We start from the raw sequence: 20,860 nt of genomic DNA, 5'->3' as shown, positions 1-20,860 counted from the left end.
GTGACTTATCATTCTTTACGTCTATATAATAGAATGCGTCAAAAAGGAGGGAGAGACCGATTGAGGAAAAACAATTAATTGAAAAAGCACAGCAAGGAAGCGAGCATGCTTTTCGTATCCTTGTACAAACATATCGTCATTATATTTTTCAAGTTATCTTTTCTATTTTAAGACATGAAGAAGATGCGAAAGATGTTACACAAGAAGTATTCGTAAAAATTCACACCTCTCTCCCAAATTATCAATTTCGCGGATTAAAAACGTGGATGGCACGTATTGCCACCAATCACGCTATTGATTATAAGAGAAAGAAAGCTAGAGAAAGTGAAGAACTCTCCTTATGTAAAGAAGCTGAGGAAAATATACAGTCCTCTCATAATATTGAGGCTTTATTATTGACGAAAGAGCAAAAATTACTCATTGCTCAAAAACTGAGAGAACTTCCCGAAAATTACCGTGACGTCGTTCTCGCACATTACTTAGAAGAAAAGAGCTATCAAGAAATTGCTTTACAGGAAAACATCGAAGTAAAAACAGTCGAAATGAAACTGTATCGAGCACGAAAATGGATTAAAAAACATTGGAAGGAGGAAGAGTTTCTATGATGCATTATTCAAAAGAAGATTGGCGCAATTATACATTAGATTTTATAGAAAGCAATGAACGTGAATCTATGGAAGAACATCTTTATGAATGTGATCATTGTTTAGCACTTTATATGGAAAGTATTGATGAACAACATGAAAACCTTCCAATGATAAATGATGATTCATTTACGAACGAAGTTATGACGCAAATTAATTTTGAAACACTACAGTCTAATGAAAATATAAAAACAACCTCACTAAAGCGCACGATCATTCATTACATAATTGCGACTGCGGCTACAATTATTTTTATGGTAAGTGGTTTATTTCAGTATATTTTTACAGCGACATCAAATTTAGAGAAATCTTCAAAACATAACGAGTCTTCTATTTCACAACAAATTGTAAACAAATCGGTAGACACATCGAAAAAGGACGGAGGTTCAAAGCATGAATAAAAATCCCTTTTTAGCACTTGTATTAGGGCTAATTCCTGGGCTTGGACATTTATACTTAAAAAAGCTAGGACGGTTTATTTTATATAGCGGAGGATCACTATTTCTATTCTCCTTTGCAGTATTTTGTACCATAGTAGTAAGAGAACGTGATATTGCTTTTCTTTCTCTATTTTTACTAGCTGTTCTATGGGTAATTAACTTACTAGATTTAGTTATCACCATTATAAACCAAACGAAAAAGCAAGAAGCTGGAGAAGTGATAAATTCCTCTAAAGAGAGCGAACGATTTTATATCATTCTCTTATCCATCATCCCTGGACTTGGCCATTTCCAATTAGGACTTATGCAACGCGGACTTACATTTTTAGTAGCTTGCACAGGAATCGGAAGTATGATCATTTTCGTTGCACTTTTAACATCGCAAGAAAGTTTTCTTATCTTCCTTATTACGTTACCTGTTTTATGGATTTATAATTTCTTTGACGTTGTTCAGCAACTACAGAAAAAAGAACGTGGCGAGCAATTAATTGACCGTACTATTTTCGAAGATTTTGAAGAACATCGAGAGCAGGGAAAGAAAAGTAAAACATTTGCTTCTATTTTAGCGATGTTCCCTGGAGCAGGTCATATGTATTTAGGCTTACAACGCCGTGGTCTTCAGCTTATGGCAGCCTTCTTACTATCTATTTATTTACTCGACTTATTAAGACTTTCTGCGTTTTTATTTTTAGTACCAATCATTTGGTTCTATAGCTTTTTTGATGCGTTACAGCAAACAGCAAAATACGGAAAAGAACGAGTTCAAGACGAACCCATTATCGATTATTTTATAAATCATCAAAGATGGATCGGTATCGGATTAATTACACTCGGTGGTTATTATTTATTAAATCAAACAGTCCTTCCTATTTTGAATGATTATTTTGTAACTATATTTAATATTCATCTTAGTGAACTATATTATCGCTATTTCCAAACATCTATCGTTGCACTCCTTTTAATTGGCGGCGGCTTTAAATTGTTACTTGGAAATAAAGAAAACAAAGGTGGGACAAGCGAATGAGGACTTGGCGTGTTGGAACATTCTCAATGGGGCTTTCTATTATATCGTTAGGATGCTTTTTACTATTTTCAGTCGTAAAAGGAATTCAAGTATTAGATACACTAACTGCATGGTGGCCAGTTTTACTCATCATACTTGGAGCCGAAGTTTTACTATACCTTCTATTTTCTAAGAAGGAACAATCATTTATTAAATATGATATTTTTAGTATTTTCTTTATCGGTGTTTTAGGAAGCGTCGGAATTGCTTTTTACTGTTTATTATCAACTGGATTACTAGAAGAAGTTCGTCACTCTATTAACACAACGAGGCAAACGAGTAATATTCCAGACGGACAATTTGATATACCTGAATCTATCAAAAAAATCGTAGTAGATGCAGGACATCAACCTCTAACGATAGAGGGAAATAATACAAATCAAATTCATCTTTTGGGAACTTATGAAATGACAACGAAAGCAAATGAAAAACTCAATTTAAAACGAGATGATTTTCTTTCAGTTCAAACGGCTGGAGAAACGATGTATATCACTTTAAAATCATTACCTGTTCAGCATACGTTATTTAATTCAGCACCACAGGTGAAACCAACGCTTGTTCTTCCGCAAAATAAAAATGTGGAAATCCGTGCTTCAAATAACGAACTATCTCTTTATCCAGGTCAATTACAAAATAATTGGTTTGTACAGGAAGGCTCAAGAGTGTCTGTCCATCTTGCAAAAGAAAGTGATGTATCTTTAACAGCAGTAACGAATCAAAAAGAAACCCATGGAAGTACACCTTGGGAACAAGTAGAAGATTTAACGAAAAACGAAAATACTTCTTCAGAAGAACATCCAGAATTAAACAACCAAGAACATTGGTATAAAAATTCGATTAAAACTGGAAATGGGACGTACAAGCTAAATATTGAGAAAGCTTATAATTTGAATATGAGTGTTCTCGAAAAATAAAAAACCTTCCGCAATTGCGGAAGGTTTTTCTCATATAATCGCTTTAATTCCTTCTAACACTAATCCAATCATAAATCCGCAAACCGCCCCGTTCACTCGGATCCACTGCAAATCTTTACCGACATTATTTTCAATCATTTCGATTAACGTTTTATCATCTAACTTATCAAGGTTTTCTTGTACAAGCTTACCAATTTTCGAATGGTTCTTCTCAACAAGACTTACAACTTGTTTTTGTAACCAATCTTCTATTTTTTGAACTGTCTGTTCATCTTCTTTTATTTTATTCATTTGTTTTTGTAAAAATGGAATAACATATTTATCAGCAAATTCTTCATTATTTACAAAAGCAACTGCTCTTTGTTGTACTTGCTCTAGCATCTCTTTTATTTTGTCAGTAGCATCCCAATTCGCAATCCACTTTTCTTTCCAATTTTCTAATTCCTTTAATAAGGCTTCATTTTCATAATTTCTTGACGAATCTTCGCTAATATAAGTTGTCTTGTGCTATTATCAGCCTCTTGTAGGCTGTTAATATTACTAATGATAAACTTCTGCAAAATGCCGCCAATTTTATCTTCATCTACAATATTCATAAATGATTTCAAAGTAAACTGCAAGAATCCATCTACTTTTATATTTTCCATTGCCTTCATACCTAAGCTACCGAGCTGGTAACGAGCTTCATCTTGCGCTGTCCAATCTTTTACCTTCACTAATATGTAATCAAGTGTCTTCTCATCATATTCTTGCACAACTAATTGATCAACAAGCACTTGTAAAATGTTATTTGTATTAATTGTATGTAAATACGTCTTTAATTCTTTTTCAATAATAACCGCTAATTTTTCTGTATCGATTGAAACCATCGCCTTCTCAGCAATCGTTACAATGCCTTTTTTCACAGCATCAGACTGCATTTCTCTCTCTGCAATTTGTAGCACCATTTGTGCTAGCTGCATTTCTTTTACTTTATTCGTAATACTTTCTTTCGTTAGCCACTCATTTTCTAACGTATTGATGAGCCCTTTCGTTACTCGTTTACGGTTTTTAGGTAACAAAGCTGTATGCGGAATTGGAATTCCCATCGGGTGACGGAATAATGCTGTAACTGCGAACCAATCTGCAAGCCCGCCAACTAACCCAGCTTCAAATCCCCCTTGTATAATCTCTCCTGCTACCGTTCCTTGAAAAGGGATAGAAGCCGCAAAGCCTATCCCCATAACCCCAAGCGAAATACCCGCTATATATTTAGTCTGTAATGACATCGTATACACATCCTCTTATTATGTAAAATAAAGCTTTTTTGTTGTATTTATTCAATATTAGTTATCCTTTATATATACTATAAAGAACTATTGTGAAAATAACAAAGATTTTTATGTACATGAAAAAATGAGGCTACAATTAGCCTCATTTTTCTTATACCGTTAACTCCAAACCTTTCCTATAATATTCATTCATTACATCTTTTGGAACCATACTTCCACCCGTTCCCCACACAATATGAGTACCTTTTTTCACCTTCTCTGTTAACTGTTGCTTTTGTAAATACTCATCTTCTTTACATACTTTCACTGGCCCAATCATACCTGCTAGTGCAGAAGGCTCTAAATAAATATTTTCCGTATCAGCTAGTTCTTTTAACAATCTATATAACTCTTCATCACTTACTGTGTAATTTCCACTCAAAAATGGTTCCATCGTTTTACCGACAAACCCAGACGGTCTTCCTACCGCTAGTCCGTCCGCGTCTGTTACATTATCAATCCCGATATCTTGAACAGCAATTTTATCATGAAGGCCTGTCATTAAACCGAGTAACATACAAGGAGAATGTGTTGGCTCTGCAAAGAAACAATGAACGTTGTCTTTATACAATAACTTTAAACCAAATGCGACGCCGCCAGGTCCGCCTCCTACTCCGCACGGAAGGTAAACGAATAAAGGATGCTCTTCATCTACTACAATCTCTAACTCTTCTAATTGCTTTTGTAATCGTGATGCTGCTACTGCGTATCCTAAAAATAAATCATGTGAGTTTTCATCGTCTACAAAATAACAGCTAGGATCGGCATCTGCTTGCTGACGCCCCTCTTCTACTGCTTTACTATAATCAGCTTCATACTCAATAACGTTTACACCTTTACTTCTTAATAAACCTTTCTTCCATTCTTTTGCGTCTGCTGACATATGAACCGTTACGTTAAAACCTAGTTTCACACTCATAATCCCAATGCTTAGCCCTAAATTTCCTGTTGAACCGACCGCAATTGAATATTTGGCAAAAAACTCTCTACATGTATCACTATCTAAAATGGAATAATCATCTTCTTCTGTTAACATACCATGCTGCAAAGCTAATTGTTCAGCATATTTTAACACTTCATAAATGCCACCCCTAGCTTTAATTGATCCTGATATCGGAAGATGACTATCACATTTTAATAATAATTCTCCTAAAATAGGTTGCTTGTAATTTGTCTCTAAAGCTTCTTTCATAGAAGATATTTTCACTAAAGGTGATTCGATTATGCCATTCGTCCCTTTCGTTTCAGGAAAAACTTTCGCAATATATGGTGCAAAACGCTTTAATCTCTCTTCCGCATCTTTTACATTCTCTTCATTAAGTGGTGAATCTTTTATTGCCCTTTCATACTTTTCTATGTTTGGATTTATCCAAAATACTTCTTCTGTTGCAATAAGTTTATTCACTAATGGGTATTCTGCTTGTAATGCCCCTATTTCTTTCATTTTGTTTCCTCCTTATATCCTTGTAGCTCACCATATAATAAATTATAATTAAATTAATTTTAATATAGTTTAACACAAATCGTTCACTTTAGTTAATTTTAATTTAATTTATTTAAATATAATTTAATAACCGTTAAGGAGATTTTCATTATGGAAAATATAGATATTGGTAAAAAAATTGAAAAACAAAGAAAAGAAAAAGGTTTAACTAGTAAAGAACTAGCAAAGATGGCCGATATTACACCATCTATGTTAAGTCAAATTGAGCGTGGGTCCGCTAACCCTTCTATTCAAACATTAAAAGTGCTTGCTAAAGCTCTTGATGTGCCAACATTTAGCTTTTTACTTGAAGATACAAATACAGACGATTTAATTGTACGTTCCCATAAACGAAAGAAAATGATTATCGATAATTTATCATATGAAATGCTTTCACCTGATTTCACTGGAAATTTAGCAACAGCAATTATGACCGTCCCGCCTAATACAGCTTCATCAGAAAATGTGCTAGAACATAAAGGAGAAGAATTAGCATTTGTCTTAGATGGGAAAATCACATTATATTTAAACGAGGAAGAATACGTATTAGAAACTGGCGACAGTGTAAAGATACCTGCTTATTTAAAGCATAAATGGGTGAATCATTTTGAAAAAAATGCCATTGTTTTGTTTTCTGTTACTCCTCCGATTTTTTAATGTATCAATAAAAACAGGTTACTTCTTATGAACTACACCTCCAATTGTTAGACACAGTCTAACAATTGGAGGTGTAGTTTTTTTATAACTAAATTTACTTCAGAAAACAAAATGAATGCAGCAATACATTATCAAGATGGAAGTGAGAGTATAAAAGATATTGCGAAATCATTGAGAGCGAATCACGACGTGGTTCGAATATGTATAAAACAATTTGAATATCATGGAATCCGAGCATTTGAAAACGGCTATACAACGTATTTTGTACAGTATAAACTAGGCTTACTAAATTATATGTTCGAAAATGGGACGTCTCCAAACGAAACGGCAGTTATTTTTAATATTTCTTCATCTGGACTTATTAGAAAATGGCGTATTCAGCTACGTCAAAAAGGAGTAGACGCCCTTAAATCTAAGAAAAAGGGGCGTCAGTCTATGACTAAGGACAATCAAAAATCAATTAAGAAAGAAACAAACACAAACAGAAGAGTCAGTAGAAGCATTACAAGCTGAATTGGAGCGTTTGCGTATGGAGAATGCTTATTTAAAAAAGTTCAACGAATTGTGAAAAAGTTAGGTTTAAAGAGCCTAGTTCGTATGAAAAAATATCGCTCTTATAAAGGGAAAGTAGGTAAGATTACGCCAAATATTTTAGAACGTAACTTTAAGGCTAAAAAGCCAAACGAAAAATGAGTTACAGACATAACAGAATTTAAATTATGCGGCGAGAAGCTCTACTTATCACCGATGTTAGATCTATTTAATTGAGAGATAATCGCTTATACAATTGATTCAAGACCAACCTATTCACTTGTATCAAAGATGTTACGATAATGCGATTATTGAAAGTTTCTTTGGTATTATGAAGTCTGAATTTCTTTATCTAAAAGATTTTGAAAGCATAGAACATTTTAAATAAGAATTTGAAAAATATATCGATTATTATAATCACAAACGAATTAAGGCAAAATTAAAAGGCATGAGCCCGGTACAATATCGAACTCATGCCCTAAAAGCTGCCTAATGAAACGACTTGTCAAACTTTCTGGGGTTAGTTCAACTTTTAACGAACCCATACCACTAGTACTCAAAAATTCTTTTCTCTTAACTTTGATATCCCCTTATTTACCGGACATTTTACTTTCACTTCCCAGTGTCCATGTACTGTAACTCTCACCTGAGGATTAAACATTTTGATTTCATCTACACTAAAGATAATGCTTTTCTCCTCATAATTTTTTTCCTTAGTGTTTACTTTCCCTATGACTTCATTCTGCCAAAACACTTCTAATGAAGCCTCACTTTTAGGATCTCCCAAGTATTTATATACAACTTCAACTTCCCCTGTACGTTCAATTAGTTGAAAAAAACAATTTTTCATATCTATGGGACTATTAAGAACAATATTAGTCCCACAGATATACGGCTTAAATATTGAGCCATCAAGTTCTGTAAGACAATTGACTTTATGATACCAATTTCCTATATAATCATTCTTAATGACTATTTTATTTGGGTTATACCTGGGATCATAATAAAATATTATATCATGTGGACTATTAAAAACTACTCCATGCACGCGTGTATGAGTTTGTCCTATTGGTGTAGTAAGATCGTTAATCCAAAACACTTTAAATACAGAATCTACCCGCCTGCTTTGGTAGGTATTGATAATGATATAACCTGATTTATTTAAAGGTAATTCATGATAAATTTCTGGAACCGACGTATATAATCTTTCACCACATCCATAGGGTTTTGCAACAGTTCCATCTCCGTCATCAATAATGAATATACCCCCTTCTACCTCTAAATCCATTAAATCTGTCTCCATTGCACAAAAAAATGGACCATCTTCAAAAAAGAACATTACATGATAGAGTTTTTCTACTTCATAATGCCCTGTAAATCCTTTTACAAACTCTCCATCATATTTCAATTCCTTAGTAGGTGGATATATTATACCTTTTAGCCCCTTATATGCCCCTTCTTTAACCAGTGCTATTTTCCCAATATTAGGATCTCGGGGATCTAATTTTGGTCTAGGAGCATTAATAGTACTAATACTATTACGCGTATTTTCACTTATAACAAAATCAGACAATCTTTTATCCTCCCACAACATGTAGTTCTATTGATTCATCATTTAATACAGTGCGGTCCACAGCAATAACCATCCCCTCACCAACTTCAATCATAATGGATTTTTCAGTGATGTCTTTTAAACCACCAATATATGCATTTTCTTTACATGTAAGCATAATAGCTTTTCCAATTTGATCTCCTAATCCACAAATCGGATGAGATTTCCAATTACTCTTCATATCATCACCTCTAAACTATTCAAGTTGTAATACCCGCTTTATAATCGCTATTTATAATCAAACCCAAACTACGCAAGAATATAAACAATTAAAGCTTTCCATTATTAAAAAACTGCGTGTTTATTGGATTTTATTTAATAGTATTATAGGTAAATTGAATTATTTTTTATCTGAATGTAGAATTTTTTTTTATTTCCTTAAAATTCCCCCTCAACTTTTTCAGCATATAAAACGATACTTATAATAGAAAGAGGTGTTTTAATTGTATAAAACGATGCCAAATTCAAAAGAAAGAGAATTTATATACAATAGCTCATACAACAAAGGGCATATAAGCATTCCTAGCATGGTAGCTCACTGTATTGGCCTAAGTACTCACGCAAAATTGGTGTATTCTAACATTTTGAATTACATTTATAAAAAAGGAGAATTTGCATTCCCAAGTATTTATAGATTGTCTATATCTTGCTCCTGCTCAATAAATACAATTATTCGTTATATTAATGAATTAGTTGAAAAAGGATTTATAAAAAAAGAGGTCCCAGGTCGTGGAAAAAGTAATCGATACTACATAATAGAATGTGATAAAATTCCACTCCTAAAAGTATCAGAAATGATATGGGAAGTAATAGATACACTTGCAAAAAAATATGGTTGGAAGGATATTATGAAATGTAAGAATTCAATATTGTCTTTTCTTAATCAAAATAAATATTCATTACATCATATGGAGATTCAGCCAAATACAATAAATCACTTAAATGCTTTATTCCTTCATGTTTTAGAAAAAAAAGAATTAAATATTGAAGTATTGACTAGGAATTTTATATTTAAAAATCAATCTATTATATAACAGTTTTGAAATTATAAAATCATATAAATAATTTATATAATAATAGGTGGTGTGAATATTGAATGAACCTTATGTTACTTGTACACAATGTGTTGTTAGAGATTGGTGCCAACGTAGAAATGGTACTACTCCCCTGCCACAGGATTATACAATAAATCCTGAGTGTGGCGGTTATATCTTACTTAATCAAGCTTTAAAGCTTTCTCAAATTCCTGTAGAATATCAAAATGCAAATAAAAGAAATTTCTTAATAGACACGGATAACAGAATGTACAAAGACTACATTATAGATACTTTTAATTCAATAGAGGAAATTGTTAAGAATGGAAATAATCTTGCTTTTATACATCCACAAAAAGGAACTGGTAAATCATATACTGCTATAGCCTTTGCAATGGAATATATATTTAAATCAGTAATGAATCCTTCTTTATTTAATTTTGAGTCTCCGCTTGTACTCTATATTAAGTATGGTTCATGGGCAAATGATCTACGGCAAATTTATCAATTAAATGATGAAGATTTCACACAAAAAGTTTTACAACAAGTAAAACTCATGAAGACGGTTCCCCTACTAATACTTGATGATATAGGAAATGGGAGATTTACAAATTATATTAAGGATTTTACTTATGATGTAATTGATTTTCGTAAAGAAAACAAAAAATCAACATTTTTCACTTCTAATCTTACACTCCAACAATTAGAACAAGAGAATTGTCTTGGGGATATTATTACATCTCGTATGTTATTTAATACTGTTGTATATCAATTAGGAGGTCGTGATAGAAGACAAGAAAAAAGTTATATTCTGAAGCCAATTATATAAAGATCTCGTCATGTAACGGGGTCTTTCTAGAATCCATTTAACAATAATATGATAAATATGTAAAAATAGTATTACAATTAATATATTTCCATAGTATACTAATTTACATGATTAAATTTGCAGCTTATGAATTGAGTAGAAATGTATTAAATCCTTATATATAAATATCTGTAAAACAAAAGAAGTTAATCAGAACATAATAAAGCAGCAATATCTGTTTTGGATAGTAAGATGCTTTATTCCATTAGGGTTCTGGTTTAATCTTCTATTCTTTTACGCCCCAAAAACGAACATAAGTTCTTTTATTTTTCGATAAAAATAGAACATACGTTTTATTTTAAATCATAAAAGAACATAAGTTCCGCGTTTTGTTATTAAAAAAATCGCAACTATTTCCATTATTACATCGATTATTATGTCGAGATTAGATGAAAAGGAGTTTATATTATGCCATCCATTGAAGAATTACAACTATTAAACCATATATTAGAAAACAGAGATTGGTCTTCAATTGATAAAAATGGCCTTGATGAAGAACATTTTCCTATACATAAAGATATTTTTAATTACATTAAAAATTTTAAAAAATTACAAAAACAACTTCCAACAATAGAAACCGTAATGAATATATTTGAAGAATTTGAAATGGTCGAATTAGAAAAAACAGAATTTGTAGTAGATGCTCTGAAAGAAGATTGGCTACATAGAAAATTCAAGCCCTTTCTTCAAAAAGCAGCAAACCTTGTCGCTGAAAAGAAAACTGTAGAAGCTATTTTAGATATTAAATTAAATGCCACGAATATGTTAAAACTTGCGAATATTGACAACAAAGGATACTCATATACTGGAATGGCGGATACACGTAAGAGTAAGTACTTATCAATTCATGGTAGAGATGAAAATGAAATTTTAGGAGCGACTACAGGCTTTAAAACATTAGATTTAGTGACTAATGGATTAGTAAGTGATGGGCAAGAAACTGATTATTTTCTTGTTTTCGCACCATCTAATATGGGCAAAACATTAATATCCTCATTTATGTTAATGTCCGCTTGGAATAGTAATATCGAGTGGGATTTCCCTGCATACTTTGCTTTAGAACAACGTGCCGAAGAAATTGCCCGAAATTGGGATCATGTCCTGGCTGGTGTATCAAATTTAGGCATACAACGTGGTACTATGTCAGCTGAACAAAAAGACCGTTATATCTTCTTTTTAGATCAACTAAGGAAAAAGCAAAAAGATATGGTCATCTATGATATTCAAAAAAATGGTGGTCGCCCCTATACAGTTACTGAAATACAACGCGTCCTTGAGTCTGAAGGACATACTCGCTTTGTTTTAGATCAACTATCCAAAGTACGTTTAAATAGCTCCAATAATAATTTTGGGGATTTAAGACAAAGATTATTTGATATATCAGCAGCAGTACGTGAAATGATTTTAGGAACAGGAATTCCAGGTTATGTAGTAGCACAAGCTAACAGAGAGTCCGCTAAAAGAATAAAAAAAAGTCTAAATGATAGCACGATGACTGGTGAAGATATCGGGGAAACTTATGCAATTTTCCAAGATGCTAGCAAAGGTATATCTATTATCAAAATAAATGAAAATACCTTTAAAGTACAGGTTATAAAAAATCGTGGCAATGCTAGTGGTCAAAGTTTCATTGTGCGATATAACTTTGATACCGGACTGATTAGTACCATAAACAATCAGTATGAAAAACAGTTCTTCTAGTCTTAATAATGGAGATGAAAATACATGCAAAAAGCAAAAAATGTAGAAATTCTCGAAAATACATCACTTGATATACCAAGTCTAATAGATGATTTGCGTTTTAAGTATCAGTATTCCCTTAGATATCAAAGTAACCATGCAGCATTTTCAAAGAAAAATGATAACGGCAATTATATAATGTGTTGCTGTCCGAATCATACAGAAACAAGACCATCATTTGGTATTTCTAAAACCCCTCCCTATCACACACACTGTTTCTGTTGTGGATACTTAGGAACCATAGATTGTGTAATTGAAACCGCTTTTGTTTTAGAACGAGGCAACGGATTAAAAGCCCTATTATCAAATTACTATTTTGAAGACAATCGTAAACCTTTAGACATTACAAAAATCTTAGCTACAAGAAAAAAATGTATAAAAGCAAATACATTATCTGAAGAAACACTCAAAAAATTGGATGAGGAAAAATTTAAAAATCAAGGAATTTACAATGTAGCAATGTCCTATTTAATTAATCAGCGTGGAATAAACATGAAGATTTTAGATACTTACGAAATAAAAATAGATGTCAGAAATAAATGTATCGTATTTCCGCAACGTACTCGAAACGGGGATCTTCGCTTTTTACAAAAACGAAAAATTGGAAGCAATTATAACGGTTCAAAATTTATCAACGAAGGATTACCAAACAAAAAAGATATTTTATTTGGACTTCATTTAATTAATCAATTACGAACATCAGCCAATCGAATTAAAAGAGTTCGTATCGTAGAATCTCCTATAGATGCAATGAGTAACTATCAAGTAGGTATTCCTGCTGTTGCAATTAACGGGAAATTATTATTTAAAAACCAAATACGCGAATTACATCTAGCAGGTATAGAGATAGTTGATCTATTTTTTGACAATGACAAAGCTGGAAAAGATGCAACACAAAAAGCAACAAAACACTTAATACAGGAGGGATTCACGGTCAATCATACTCTTTATCCACCCCCAATTCACTGAATATTCAAAAATCGACTCCAATGACTTACTTAAGATGGGGTTACTAGATAAATTAAATACAAATTCAATTAGTTTACTAAGCAGTAAATTTTAATTCATTCAAATAAAGGGGATTTATATAATGAACACAGCAACTATAAACTTTCAAGATTTAATAATGGAAATACTAAACTCTGAATCTATAGCTAAAATTTTTAATTTTGAATTATTTAAGGTGAGAAATCAAGATAAAGAAGATGTGAAACAAGATTGTATCTTGCGTATAATGAAATCTCTTCAACAAACCACAGTTCCATCTGAAAAGCTACCTTCATTCTGTCAAACAATTATTAAAAGAACCGTGGTTGATTATTATCGTTATACAAATAGAATGGTAGAACAAAATTCGACTTCTGTATTTTATTGTGATGGATTTATTGAAGACGATTCTAGTGAAAACAATTGCCCTACATTTTGCCAAGAGTCTTACGAACAAGGATATGAATTCTCAATTGTTAAAGCAGATTTTGAAATACATAGAAACAAATTTACTCCGACTGAACAACATGTCATAGAATACATGCTATATGACGGCTTAGGAGTCTGTATGAATTTAGCCGAAATCGCAAACGAACTTAAAATTAATAAATCGCACTCAACAAGAGCATTAAAGAAATTGCGTAGCATTTATTGTTGTTAATATACTTAGTTCCCTACTACCTCAAACAACAATCACCTAAAAATATTGTAAAACAATTAAGAACATTTTGTAAACAAAAGTAACTTTTATTTTCATTATAAATTCCGAAACTATTTAATTAGTTATTACGATAACTATTAATCAGTCTAGTATATACAACTAGTATACAACATCGACAATAATTTTCAAAGGCGTTTATCTGTTTCTTATTAGATTTCAGCCCTCTTTTATATATATAACCATTCATTACATGAACTTTATTGGAAAATTATTAAGCTTAATTATTGATTTGTTACTATTAAGTATTGACTAGATTCATAACTTACAGTCTGCATTTAAAAACTTAAGTTCTGTTTATTTATATAAACAGAATAAACAAAGTTAATTTAAATAAACCTTTATATCGATATATAACAATCAGATGAAGTTATATGTCCTGTCAATTTAAGGAGGAAATAAAGTATGACGACCATAAAAGGATTAGATGCAATTTTAAAAGTGGGAAACACCTTTCTTACGTTTAAAGATAAAAAACCACTTACACTTTTATTTATCGATTGGTATGAAAATCTGGTTGGTATTCGCGAGCATTATGAACCTACCTTAAAACCCAAATATATACGTTGCCCAGGGACAGATGTGTGCCCCCTTTGTCACATTAATCCTGGTAAATATCCGAATTTGAAGATTAAATTACGTGTATATGATCCATTAGATAATAAGATTAAGCTAGTCTCTTTAGCGAAAACTCACATTCAAAAATTACACACAGACTTTAATCTTTACGTGATTGATCCTACAAAAGATTTTGTCACTATCTCTAGAAGTGGGACAGGTGCTAATGATACCACTTATTCAGCTAAACCATACCATTATACTTCAGTGGATGAAGAACCTATATTAAAGAAGCCAGACTTTAATGAAATTGAAATGCTTGATATATCAACATATATAACTTCTCATAGTCCTGATGAAATCCAAGAATTTATAAATGCAGCCTCAACAATATACAATTTACAGAAAGCACAGTTTCAATGTAGTTCCCCTACTCTTTCATTAACTACTGAAGGTTTTGATGAAAAGGAACAATTGAGAACTACTAATCATAAATTACCGTTTTAGAAAACCGTATGGAATTTTAATTTCTATTATTAAATGTAGAAAGGGACGATTATGTCGTCCCTTTTTGAAGTAAGGAGTTGTAAATTTTGTTTTTTAAATCAAATGAATCCAATCAGGACATTTTTACACTATTAAATAAGCGCGAAGTAAAAGAAAGCACGCAAAAAACTCGTACAAAAAAAATGAGAAAAAAAAGATTACGATAAAACAAAATCAATATATTCACGGAATTAATAATTCAGTAAAACTACCTTTAAATTACTACTTAATACATACCCCTGAACAATTTAAAGAATTCATTACCAAGTATAAGGTGTATAAAACCTTACATTCGCAAGCTTATACATTTATTGATACGAAATCCACTGGTTTGAATCCTTTTAAAGACTCAATCATCTCAATTACGATTGGATTTATGGATAACAGTTTTTTTTATATACCTATTAAGCCTTTTAAACATCGATTATCACAGCATATCTCTACATTAAGTCTAGAATACACGATGAAAAAACTCTCACCACTATTAGAGAAAGATACCTTATTAATACTTAGTAACAGTAAGCAACACATTCATGCTCTATATAATTGGTGTAATTTTGACATTACATATAATATCTTTTGGGATACTGAGATAGCTGCAAACCTATTAAATGAGAACCATCCAAAAGGTGTAAAAGAATGGTATAAAGAATATGTATTACCCCGTTTTATTTCAAAAGGAACCATTTTAAATACCATCGATAGAAAAAAATATATGTTTGAAAAGACACTCTATGATCAGCTACAACATCATGTAGCTACCTACTTCGCTTGCTATGATATTTTTATGCTAAAGTCTGTATTCGAGTATCAGAAAAGGATTTTTGAAAACCCTAAATTTAATCTTGTTCATATATATAAATTATTTAGAGAAATAGAGATGCCTTTAATAGCTGTACTTACTACTGCTGAAAGAAAAGGTATTAAAATTAGTGAAGAATTTCTAAGCAATGATGTAAAACAAATACTCCAAGCGAAATTACAATGCGTAAAAAAAGAAATCTTGAATCACCTAGGTTCTACTATCACATTAAATAATTGTATGCACCCACCTAAGCAACAAAATAAATATAATAGCGTAAATAAATTAACAAGCACTTTGTTTAATATAAATTCTCCAGCCCATTTGGCCCAAAAACTTTATATTGATAACGCTATTCTAAAACCTATCATGGAATATGACAAAGGTTGCAAAAGTGTGATTTCCAAGCTAAAAACAGATAGAAAAACGCTGATACGTAATCTATCAATGCATCCTGTAATTCCTCTAATTCTAGAATATCGTCGCTTAGTGAAATTAATAAGTTCTTTTTGCAACTCCCTACCCAAAGAACAACAAGGTACTATCGATAATAAAATTCATCCTATCTATAACTCTGTAGGAACTAAAACAGGCCGTATGAGTTGCTCGTCACCAAACCTAAAGTTGTGGGCTGCATAAAGGTAACTTTATGTGTAAGCAGATCGTTAATTCAGGGAAAGCTAAGGGTAATTACCTATGTCAATCCTGAGCCAAGTCTAATAGGGATATTAGAAAGGTGCAGAGACTACTTAAATTAACCTAGAACAGGTGAAATAAGCACGAAAGCGATCCACCCTTCTACAACAGGGTGATGATATAGTCCGATACTCTTTGAAAAAAGAGAGCAAGGATAAAGAGCCTTGCATTACTACAATGACAACAAGTACCAAGTAAAGCTGATTTTATACGTATGGCCTTTAGAGCAGAAAGAGGTAGATTATTCACCAGTATTGACTTCAGTTTACAAAACGTTGGCTGAAGTCGTTAATCTAAACCTACTCAAAACAGGGAACGCCCTCATGTAACGGTGGAGCGAATCCTGTGCTTCTAGTGACAAGAAGTGCAACGACTGCTTGTTAATTATCATCTTGATTCATAGTTAACAAAATAATGAGTCGTCTATCAACCAAAATTGATAAATCCATCGAACTCATTTATACGGTAGGCTATGGGCTTAGTGGTCACAAAATTTGCCCATTATTTGCAGGAATGCAACAGAAGGTATAGTCTAATCCGGCTCCTTTAAGGAGTGTTCAAATACCATGAAAATGGCGGTATACATACAACAAGAATTACGCTGGCTCGCAATAGTAACACAAGAACCGGTTCTAATTGAAGCCTTTAAGAAAGGTTTAGATGTACATAGTCAAATCACTTGCCAAATTAAGGGGTTTACTTATAACTTGTTTGAGGATATTCGAAATTATAAAAGAGAGACATTAAAAGAGACTCAGCATCATATACAACAGCTTATAAATAAATGGTCAGATACCCCAGAATGTCTATATATCTTGAAGATATATAATATGAAGGAACTAAATAGTACTACTATTCCTTCTCTGGCAAATGCTTTTGAATCGCTTAGAAAAGAAATGAAAAGCATTGTATTCGGTAAAGGGATTGCCGAATTAAAATCTCACTCAAAACAGGGAAACCTAAGTGTATAAGCATATGGTAATCCTGTGCCAAAGCGTTCATATGAATGGCAGGTGCAGAGACTTATAGCGTTCCGCGTTTATATAAACAACCAATCTAACGAGTTCGCTTAATGTGAGAAGTAACTTGAAATAGTTGCTAAGGTATAGTCCACTCCCTTAGGAAACTAAGGGGTTTAAGTGACCTTATATGGTATAACAGAAATCGGTTTATCCGATCAATTAAATATTACAAAAGCAGCAGCGACCTCGTTAATTAATCAATTTAAAAAACAATTACCCAACTTTTTAAGATGGGAATCTGAAACACATAGAGAAGTTTTAACTAATGGTTATGTAAAAGATTTGTTTGGTAGAAAAAGACGTTTTAAAGAAACGATTTTAAAAGCTACCTCTTCTTCCACCTTTAAGAACAAAAATTCAGATTGGAGATTAGAGAAAATAAAACGGCAAAGTTGTAACTTTAAAATACAAGGAACTTCTGCGACGCAGGTAAAAAAAGCCATGGTAAATTTATTTTATCCCACCCGGCCAGATGGTACAAAATGCTTAGATAGAGATGAATGGCTACAGGAGAATTACAAATCTATACTTGAAGAGCATGATATACACATCGTATTACAGATACATGATGAATTAATCTTTGATGTACCACAAAATGTTTCCCAAGACGTTTTAAAAGAAATTTCAAATATTATGCTAAACGCCATTCCTTCTACCTATTTAGGAGTGACATTCCATTCGGATATTCATACCTCTCCATATTGGGGTGGTACATTTTCAATTGAGGAAATTAAAAAGTTTTCTAATAGGGATTTAGATCTGAACAGATTATTTCATCAACAATTTAAACAGAAAATAAACAACTTCCTGAATTCAACGTTTTAGGTGAATTTAATAGAAAATGAATTAAACATTATAATTGCCACTTTGATTAAATGAGATAATAAAAAAACGTACACTTCTGTACGTTTTTTTATCTTTTCAGCTCCTAATTATCTATACAAAAAATTGAAATACCATTTCAACTTCTGCCTCATTTGTATATTCAACCCTAGGCATGGTGCTCGGATTACCATCAATAGCTAACGATAACGGTGCAATACTAACCATTGTTGTAGGTGTTGTTAATAAAACCTTACATGCAGTTACCCATTCTACGCCATATTTCTGACGCGCCGAATCATTTAATTTCACATCAATTCTAGAAATATTTCCAAAGTTCGTTACTGACTCCCCTGTTTGCCTATTGAACCCTTTAACCGCAATACCATTACGTAACGAGTCATACGATACAATATACTTCTCTGATGCAATTGTAAGGATTTTATACGGCATTGCGCTCTTAACAAATTCAAATATATTTGGTCGTTTGTCGGGCTTTCTAGTACTCATCTCAAATACTTTAATTAACTCAATATCTTTAAGTAATAATTGTCTCTTTTTACCTCCGCAATTGCTTGCTGTATCATATGGTACAGGAGCTATATCATGAGATAATTCACCTGGAATATCAATACAATTAAAGCATCTTTCAATAGATTCTATAATTGTAACAAAGTTTAATAATTCAAAATCTATATTTGTACGTTCTAATTCATATAATTTTTGTTCAAGCATCTCTAATTCTATTTCCAAACGACATTTTGTAATAGAGGAACAATCTGAACTAGCTATATCATCTCTCATACGCTGCATAGCATCTTCAATAGCTAAGATTTCCTCATACAAATCTCCAAATCTAATTGTCATTATCACTTCCTCCTCACTTTTTTTTCGGAGCCTTAGTAGGATCTAATGTCCAAGTGATCCAATCGCTTACATCTTTTAAAGAGCTTACATGGAAGTACTCTCTACACTGTCTAAAGAAAGGAATGATAGGACTATTCCAATTCCCTGGCCCTATTTTCCCAGGTCCTTTTCTTCCTGGAAGAACTGTATATATAGTTTTCATAGGCACTAACGCATAACGATTAAATACTTTAAGGCTATTTAGCTTTCCATCAACCTGATCGTATGTAACTTCTTTATACAGGCGATGTGAAGGTTCGCTACTGCCCTCTAACTTTTGTCTATCATCTGATACAAGAATAAGAGAATTCTCTACAGGTTTACCATTTACTACACTTTTATCTATCACTTGATCAATCGAATGATAAATTGCAGACATACCAGATTCAGGGAAATCCGATCCTCGCTTAAATGTTAGCGTACCAATATCAGAAAATGCTTGTGCTAACCCTTGTACATCTACACTTTTATTCAGTAGAATTCTCCAAAAGTTCGGTCTATTCTCCCCTGCTCTGTCTGTTGGATCAGCGTAGGCCACTAATGATACTTTACATGGGATTTTAGCAGCTTTAGCATAACGTTCGATTTCATTTGCTGTGGCAACTAATAAATTCTAACACGACCTCCAGGTTCAAGGCCCCCTCCTTCAAACATGGATTCAGAAATATCCACAACGAAAATAATATTAACCCCTGTGACTGTAACAGGTGGTACCCATGGATCTGGTTTTGGATAAGGTAAAACTTGTGGTTTTCGTGCATAAGAAGGTCTCACGCACTCCCTTATACATTCCCTGATTTTATACATTAATGTATCCAAGTTTTCACCAGATTCAAGTCCTGATTCCATGATTACTTCACGTATAGCTTCTAATTCATCTACATATTGCCGTAACGCATCTACTGAGTATGGATGGCTATGTGCCATACCCTTACGCAAATCTTTAATCATTTTATCTATTTCTTTAACATATCTCATAATACTTTTGAGTTTAGGCATATCGATTGTAACCTCCTAACCAAATATAGTAAGCCCATTATAGGAAAAGGTGTGTCAAATGACACACCTTTGTGGTATTACCTTTTCAAGTTTCTTCTCAATTTAAGGCATCTTTTTCTAATACCTCCTCTTCAGCCTCCATTTGGCTTGCTAATTTACTAGCCTCAATAAATTCCTGAATTTCTTGCTTAGGAGTAAATCCAACTTTCTTTTCAATATTTTTACCATCTTTCATAAACAGAAGCGTTGGAATCGTAGTAACTTCACACAATTTAGTGATATCTAAAAATTGATCAGCGTTAACTTGAATAAATTTAATATCGTCAATTTCTTTTGACAATTCCTTAATATCCTGTGTAATCATTTTACAGGGGCCACACCAAGTAGTATAAAAATAAACTAAAACAAACCCTTCTACTATCTTTTCTTTAAATTCTTCAACTGTATTAATTTCAAACATTTTATTCCTACCTCCTGTAAAGTATTTATAAGGAAGAACGCCAATAAA

General features: G+C 32.4%; 22 protein-coding genes and 2 pseudogenes. 16 read left to right on the top strand and 8 right to left on the bottom strand.

What is annotated here, in order from left to right; translation table 11 throughout:
• Positions 1-59 precede the first annotated feature (59 nt).
• Genes MR169_RS11250 through exsE form a run of 4 tightly spaced genes read left to right on the top strand, consistent with a single transcriptional unit; the run spans position 60 to position 3,061 of the window.
• Entirely contained in the window at positions 60-605 is a 546-nt protein-coding gene (locus MR169_RS11250; protein ID WP_306461541.1) for an RNA polymerase sigma factor, read from the top strand.
• Entirely contained in the window at positions 602-1,045 is a 444-nt protein-coding gene (locus MR169_RS11245) for a hypothetical protein (RefSeq protein WP_000972351.1), read from the top strand. The genes MR169_RS11250 and MR169_RS11245 overlap by 4 nt, the downstream gene beginning before the upstream one ends.
• Positions 1,038-2,108 carry a hypothetical protein gene (locus MR169_RS11240; protein ID WP_001039124.1) on the top strand — a complete coding sequence of 357 codons (1,071 nt, stop codon included), beginning with the start codon at positions 1,038-1,040 and terminating at the stop codon, positions 2,106-2,108. Before MR169_RS11245 ends, MR169_RS11240 begins: the two co-directional genes overlap by 8 nt.
• Complete coding sequence (gene exsE, locus MR169_RS11235; RefSeq protein ID WP_016117552.1) at positions 2,105-3,061, top strand: exosporium protein ExsE; 957 nt, start codon at positions 2,105-2,107, stop codon at positions 3,059-3,061. The genes MR169_RS11240 and exsE overlap by 4 nt, the downstream gene beginning before the upstream one ends.
• A 30-nt stretch (positions 3,062-3,091) precedes the next feature.
• On the opposite strand, the pseudogene MR169_RS11230 reads toward exsE, so the two are convergent.
• Together MR169_RS11230 and MR169_RS11225 are read right to left on the bottom strand one after the other, a co-directional pair.
• A pseudogene (locus MR169_RS11230) lies at positions 3,092-4,329 on the bottom strand (DUF445 domain-containing protein).
• Positions 4,330-4,483: 154 nt separating this feature from the next.
• Positions 4,484-5,815, bottom strand: a complete 1,332-nt coding sequence (locus MR169_RS11225; RefSeq protein ID WP_242319406.1) for a D-serine ammonia-lyase — start codon at positions 5,813-5,815, stop codon at positions 4,484-4,486.
• 150 nt (positions 5,816-5,965) lie between these two features.
• Between MR169_RS11225 and MR169_RS11220 the strand changes: the two genes are divergently transcribed.
• The 3 genes and pseudogenes from MR169_RS11220 to MR169_RS28465 all read left to right on the top strand — a co-directional run.
• A complete protein-coding gene (locus MR169_RS11220; protein ID WP_000427637.1) occupies positions 5,966-6,511 on the top strand; it encodes a helix-turn-helix domain-containing protein in 546 nt (181 codons plus the stop codon).
• A 111-nt stretch (positions 6,512-6,622) separates the two neighbouring features.
• Complete coding sequence (locus tag MR169_RS28470; protein ID WP_481746816.1) at positions 6,623-7,024, top strand: helix-turn-helix domain-containing protein; 402 nt, start codon at positions 6,623-6,625, stop codon at positions 7,022-7,024.
• A gap of 33 nt (positions 7,025-7,057) precedes the next feature.
• Positions 7,058-7,535: pseudogene (locus MR169_RS28465) on the top strand (IS3 family transposase); the annotation flags it as partial.
• 63 nt (positions 7,536-7,598) lie between these two features.
• Here MR169_RS28465 and MR169_RS11210 read toward each other — a convergent pair.
• Together MR169_RS11210 and MR169_RS11205 are read right to left on the bottom strand one after the other, a co-directional pair.
• On the bottom strand, positions 7,599-8,615 hold the full coding sequence (locus tag MR169_RS11210) for a hypothetical protein (RefSeq protein WP_242319405.1): 1,017 nt from the start codon (positions 8,613-8,615) through the stop codon (positions 7,599-7,601).
• 4 nt (positions 8,616-8,619) lie between these two features.
• A complete protein-coding gene (locus MR169_RS11205) occupies positions 8,620-8,835 on the bottom strand; it encodes a hypothetical protein (RefSeq protein ID WP_000841663.1) in 216 nt (71 codons plus the stop codon).
• Positions 8,836-9,097: 262 nt separating this feature from the next.
• Between MR169_RS11205 and MR169_RS11200 the strand changes: the two genes are divergently transcribed.
• From MR169_RS11200 to MR169_RS11160, 9 genes are all read left to right on the top strand, one after another.
• Complete coding sequence (locus tag MR169_RS11200) at positions 9,098-9,688, top strand: helix-turn-helix domain-containing protein (protein WP_061664343.1); 591 nt, start codon at positions 9,098-9,100, stop codon at positions 9,686-9,688.
• A 58-nt stretch (positions 9,689-9,746) separates the two neighbouring features.
• Complete coding sequence (locus MR169_RS11195) at positions 9,747-10,517, top strand: ATP-binding protein (RefSeq protein ID WP_242319404.1); 771 nt, start codon at positions 9,747-9,749, stop codon at positions 10,515-10,517.
• A 447-nt stretch (positions 10,518-10,964) separates the two neighbouring features.
• Positions 10,965-12,257 carry a DnaB-like helicase C-terminal domain-containing protein gene (locus MR169_RS11190; protein ID WP_001139154.1) on the top strand — a complete coding sequence of 431 codons (1,293 nt, stop codon included), beginning with the start codon at positions 10,965-10,967 and terminating at the stop codon, positions 12,255-12,257.
• Between the two features lie 24 nt (positions 12,258-12,281).
• On the top strand, positions 12,282-13,265 hold the full coding sequence (locus MR169_RS11185) for a toprim domain-containing protein (RefSeq protein ID WP_242319403.1): 984 nt from the start codon (positions 12,282-12,284) through the stop codon (positions 13,263-13,265).
• 121 nt (positions 13,266-13,386) lie between these two features.
• Positions 13,387-13,944, top strand: coding sequence for a sigma-70 family RNA polymerase sigma factor (locus MR169_RS11180; RefSeq protein ID WP_001090550.1), 558 nt, complete (start codon positions 13,387-13,389; stop codon positions 13,942-13,944).
• Between the two features lie 462 nt (positions 13,945-14,406).
• Positions 14,407-15,066, top strand: coding sequence for a hypothetical protein (locus MR169_RS11175; protein WP_242319402.1), 660 nt, complete (start codon positions 14,407-14,409; stop codon positions 15,064-15,066).
• A 415-nt stretch (positions 15,067-15,481) separates the two neighbouring features.
• On the top strand, positions 15,482-16,546 hold the full coding sequence (locus MR169_RS28320; protein WP_347408020.1) for a DNA polymerase: 1,065 nt from the start codon (positions 15,482-15,484) through the stop codon (positions 16,544-16,546).
• Positions 16,547-17,169: 623 nt separating this feature from the next.
• Positions 17,170-17,574: a hypothetical protein gene (locus tag MR169_RS11165; protein WP_000781409.1), complete on the top strand. Its 405-nt coding sequence runs from the start codon at positions 17,170-17,172 to the stop codon at positions 17,572-17,574.
• 168 nt (positions 17,575-17,742) lie between these two features.
• Positions 17,743-18,450: a DNA polymerase gene (locus tag MR169_RS11160; protein WP_098286925.1), complete on the top strand. Its 708-nt coding sequence runs from the start codon at positions 17,743-17,745 to the stop codon at positions 18,448-18,450.
• 111 nt (positions 18,451-18,561) lie between these two features.
• On the opposite strand, the gene MR169_RS11155 is transcribed toward MR169_RS11160, so the two are convergent.
• The 4 genes from MR169_RS11155 to MR169_RS11140 all read right to left on the bottom strand — a co-directional run bounded on the left by MR169_RS11155 (position 18,562) and on the right by MR169_RS11140 (position 20,812).
• Positions 18,562-19,314 carry a hypothetical protein gene (locus tag MR169_RS11155; RefSeq protein WP_242319400.1) on the bottom strand — a complete coding sequence of 251 codons (753 nt, stop codon included), beginning with the start codon at positions 19,312-19,314 and terminating at the stop codon, positions 18,562-18,564.
• Between the two features lie 13 nt (positions 19,315-19,327).
• A complete protein-coding gene (locus tag MR169_RS11150; RefSeq protein WP_242319399.1) occupies positions 19,328-19,891 on the bottom strand; it encodes a hypothetical protein in 564 nt (187 codons plus the stop codon).
• A gap of 65 nt (positions 19,892-19,956) precedes the next feature.
• Positions 19,957-20,352 carry a hypothetical protein gene (locus MR169_RS11145; protein WP_242319398.1) on the bottom strand — a complete coding sequence of 132 codons (396 nt, stop codon included), beginning with the start codon at positions 20,350-20,352 and terminating at the stop codon, positions 19,957-19,959.
• 97 nt (positions 20,353-20,449) lie between these two features.
• Positions 20,450-20,812 carry a thioredoxin family protein gene (locus tag MR169_RS11140; RefSeq protein WP_242319397.1) on the bottom strand — a complete coding sequence of 121 codons (363 nt, stop codon included), beginning with the start codon at positions 20,810-20,812 and terminating at the stop codon, positions 20,450-20,452.
• Positions 20,813-20,860 lie beyond the last annotated feature (48 nt).

The organism is Bacillus cereus group sp. BfR-BA-01349, from assembly GCF_022663795.1.
GTDB classification, from domain to species: domain Bacteria; phylum Bacillota; class Bacilli; order Bacillales; family Bacillaceae_G; genus Bacillus_A; species Bacillus_A cereus.
The sequence above is the reverse complement of the archived record's forward strand: the minus strand, read 5'-3'. Positions and strand labels throughout refer to the sequence as shown.

What these genes read in the sequence shown, in the direction of transcription:
- MR169_RS11245 (WP_000972351.1), top strand. Translation starts at nt 602, where the DNA reads ATGATGCATTATTCAAAAGAAGATTGGCGCAATTATACATTAGATTTT.
- MR169_RS11240 (WP_001039124.1), top strand. Translation starts at nt 1,038, where the DNA reads ATGAATAAAAATCCCTTTTTAGCACTTGTATTAGGGCTAATTCCTGGG.
- exsE (WP_016117552.1), top strand. Translation starts at nt 2,105, where the DNA reads ATGAGGACTTGGCGTGTTGGAACATTCTCAATGGGGCTTTCTATTATA.
- MR169_RS11225 (WP_242319406.1), bottom strand. Translation starts at nt 5,815, where the DNA reads ATGAAAGAAATAGGGGCATTACAAGCAGAATACCCATTAGTGAATAAA.
- MR169_RS11220 (WP_000427637.1), top strand. Translation starts at nt 5,966, where the DNA reads ATGGAAAATATAGATATTGGTAAAAAAATTGAAAAACAAAGAAAAGAA.
- MR169_RS28470 (WP_481746816.1), top strand. Translation starts at nt 6,623, where the DNA reads ATGAATGCAGCAATACATTATCAAGATGGAAGTGAGAGTATAAAAGAT.
- MR169_RS11205 (WP_000841663.1), bottom strand. Translation starts at nt 8,835, where the DNA reads ATGAAGAGTAATTGGAAATCTCATCCGATTTGTGGATTAGGAGATCAA.
- MR169_RS11190 (WP_001139154.1), top strand. Translation starts at nt 10,965, where the DNA reads ATGCCATCCATTGAAGAATTACAACTATTAAACCATATATTAGAAAAC.
- MR169_RS11185 (WP_242319403.1), top strand. Translation starts at nt 12,282, where the DNA reads ATGCAAAAAGCAAAAAATGTAGAAATTCTCGAAAATACATCACTTGAT.
- MR169_RS11180 (WP_001090550.1), top strand. Translation starts at nt 13,387, where the DNA reads ATGAACACAGCAACTATAAACTTTCAAGATTTAATAATGGAAATACTA.
- MR169_RS11175 (WP_242319402.1), top strand. Translation starts at nt 14,407, where the DNA reads ATGACGACCATAAAAGGATTAGATGCAATTTTAAAAGTGGGAAACACC.
- MR169_RS28320 (WP_347408020.1), top strand. Translation starts at nt 15,482, where the DNA reads ATGGATAACAGTTTTTTTTATATACCTATTAAGCCTTTTAAACATCGA.
- MR169_RS11165 (WP_000781409.1), top strand. Translation starts at nt 17,170, where the DNA reads ATGAAAATGGCGGTATACATACAACAAGAATTACGCTGGCTCGCAATA.
- MR169_RS11155 (WP_242319400.1), bottom strand. Translation starts at nt 19,314, where the DNA reads ATGACAATTAGATTTGGAGATTTGTATGAGGAAATCTTAGCTATTGAA.
- MR169_RS11145 (WP_242319398.1), bottom strand. Translation starts at nt 20,352, where the DNA reads ATGCCTAAACTCAAAAGTATTATGAGATATGTTAAAGAAATAGATAAA.
- MR169_RS11140 (WP_242319397.1), bottom strand. Translation starts at nt 20,812, where the DNA reads ATGTTTGAAATTAATACAGTTGAAGAATTTAAAGAAAAGATAGTAGAA.